Here is a 1,951-nt window from a genome sequence, read left to right as displayed (position 1 = left end):
CCCGGCGCTCGAACAGCGACCACCCCTGGCGCTCGCCCAGCGTGACGAGGCTGCTCAGCACGTAGTCGACCACCGCCTCGGCGTTGCAGCCAGGGGCATTCGCAAAGCCGATGCCGTGCGCGGCAAGCCAGCGGGTGTCGACATGATCCACCCCGATGGTGCAGCTGCCGACGAAGCGTACCCGGCTGCCCGCGAGCAGCGCCTCGTCGACCCGGGTGATCGAACGCACGATCAGCGCATCGGCGTCGCGCACGTCCTGCGCGGTGATCTCGCGCCCAGGCAGGCGAATGACGCGGCCCAGAGGGGCGAAGCAGTGGTCGGCGGCGGGAATGTTGGCATCGATGACGAGTTTCATAGGCGTTTGAGTATCCGAGCTTTACAATACGGCGAAGGCGCGCGATCGAGCGTGACGAGGGGTTCAAGGAGACAGAAGTGATCGTACGCTGGGAAACCGACCATGACTATGTGCTGGTGCATATTCACCAGGATATGTTCGGCGACTGGATCTTCAGCCGCGCCTGGGGGCAGATCGGTACCCAGTTCGGCGGCTTGAAGCACCAGTTGGCCGACTCCCGCGAGCAGGCAATGATGTGGCTCGACGACGAGTCGACCATCCAGTCCTCACGCGGCTACCAGAAGGTGCTCGAAGCCGCCGATGACGCCCCGGAAGCCCAGGACGCCATGCGCCAGCTGTCGCTGCTGGACGTGCTGTAGCGATGTGCTCTACGGCTCGTGCTCCTCGAACACCGCCGCCACCCAGTCCATGAACACCCGCACCCGCGGCGAGAGCTGGCGGTTGCTGGGGTAAAGGAGGGAGACCGGGGAGCCGGCAGGCGGGGTATCGGGCAGAAGCTCGACCAGCCGACCCTCGCGAAGCGCCTGCGCGACGTGATAGCGCGGCAGCTGGGCGATGCCGAGGCCCTGGAGGGCAGCGGCGCGGTAGGTGTCGGCGCCGGTCACGGTGACGTGGGCCGGCAGCACCACGTAGTGCGCTTCGCCTTCCTCCATCAGCTCCAGCGGCAGCGTATGCCCCACCCGGCTGGAGTGAAAACCCACGATCGCGTGGCCGGCCAGCGCCGCCGGGCTTTGCGGCGTGCCGTGGCGGGCCAGGTAGTCGGGGGAGGCCACCGTGACTTCGTCGAGGAGGGCCACCTGGCGGGCGACCATGTCGCTATCCTGCAGAATGCCGACCCGCAGCACGCAGTCGATGCCCTCGCCCACCAGATCCACCAGCCGGTCGCCTTCGCTGAGCACGATGTCCAGCTCCGGGTTCGCCTCCAGAAAGGCGGGAAGCCCGGGCAGCAGAAAGTGCCGGGCCAGGGTGCCGTGAACATCCACCTTCAGCACGCCGCGCGGGGCGTCGGCGGCCAGGGTGTCGGCCTCTTCCACCTGGGCCAGAATGCTCAGGCAGCGGTGGTAGTACGCCTCGCCCTCCTGGGTGGGCGTGACCGAACGGGTGGTGCGCTGCAGAAGACGCACGCCCAGGCGCGCCTCCATGGCCTTGATCGCCTCGGTCAAGGTGGAGCGCGAGATGTTCAGGTCCTGCGCCGCCTGGGTGAAGCTTCGCCGCTCGACGATCCGAGTAAACGCCTGCATCGTATCGAGTCGATCCATTGTTCCCCCTTTCCGACAAGTGATGGCGGAATTGGATTGATTATAGCGTACGAGGTTTCGCTTATGCTGGGGCCCACCCATGACAACGGAACAGGAGTCACATCATGATCGAAGCAAAGGTAGCGCTGGTGACCGGCGCCTCACGGGGGATCGGTGCGGCGATCGCCAAGGCGCTGGCCGCCGACGGCTTCGCGGTCGTCGTCAACTACGCGGGAAGTACCGACGCCGCCGCCCAGGTGGTCGAAGAGATAAAGGCTCAGGGCGGCCAGGCCATGGCGTGTCAGGCGAACGTGGCCGACGTGCAGGCGGTGGGCGCCTTGTTCGACAGGATCGAGAC

General features: G+C 66.6%; 3 protein-coding genes and 1 pseudogene. 2 read left to right on the top strand and 2 right to left on the bottom strand.

The window, feature by feature from the left end; translation table 11 throughout:
• Nucleotides 1-355 (bottom strand): annotated as a pseudogene (locus tag BIS11_RS16305) (4-phosphoerythronate dehydrogenase); the annotation flags it as partial.
• A gap of 77 nt (nt 356-432) precedes the next feature.
• Between BIS11_RS16305 and BIS11_RS16300 the strand changes: the two are divergent.
• The gene (locus tag BIS11_RS16300; RefSeq protein WP_253423386.1) at nt 433-714 is read left to right on the top strand and encodes a hypothetical protein; all 282 of its coding nucleotides are present in this window, start codon (nt 433-435) and stop codon (nt 712-714) included.
• 9 nt (nt 715-723) lie between these two features.
• On the opposite strand, the gene BIS11_RS16295 is transcribed toward BIS11_RS16300, so the two are convergent.
• Nucleotides 724-1,614 carry a LysR family transcriptional regulator gene (locus BIS11_RS16295; RefSeq protein ID WP_253423389.1) on the bottom strand — a complete coding sequence of 297 codons (891 nt, stop codon included), beginning with the start codon at nt 1,612-1,614 and terminating at the stop codon, nt 724-726.
• 104 nt (nt 1,615-1,718) lie between these two features.
• Here BIS11_RS16295 and BIS11_RS16290 point away from each other — a divergent pair.
• Nucleotides 1,719-1,951, top strand: a 233-nt coding sequence (locus BIS11_RS16290; RefSeq protein ID WP_253586551.1) for an SDR family NAD(P)-dependent oxidoreductase, incomplete at its 3' end; no start/stop codon positions are given.

Source organism: Halomonas sp. 707D4, assembly GCF_024158685.1.
GTDB lineage: Bacteria > Pseudomonadota > Gammaproteobacteria > Pseudomonadales > Halomonadaceae > Vreelandella.
This window is presented reverse-complemented; position numbering and strand designations above follow the sequence as displayed.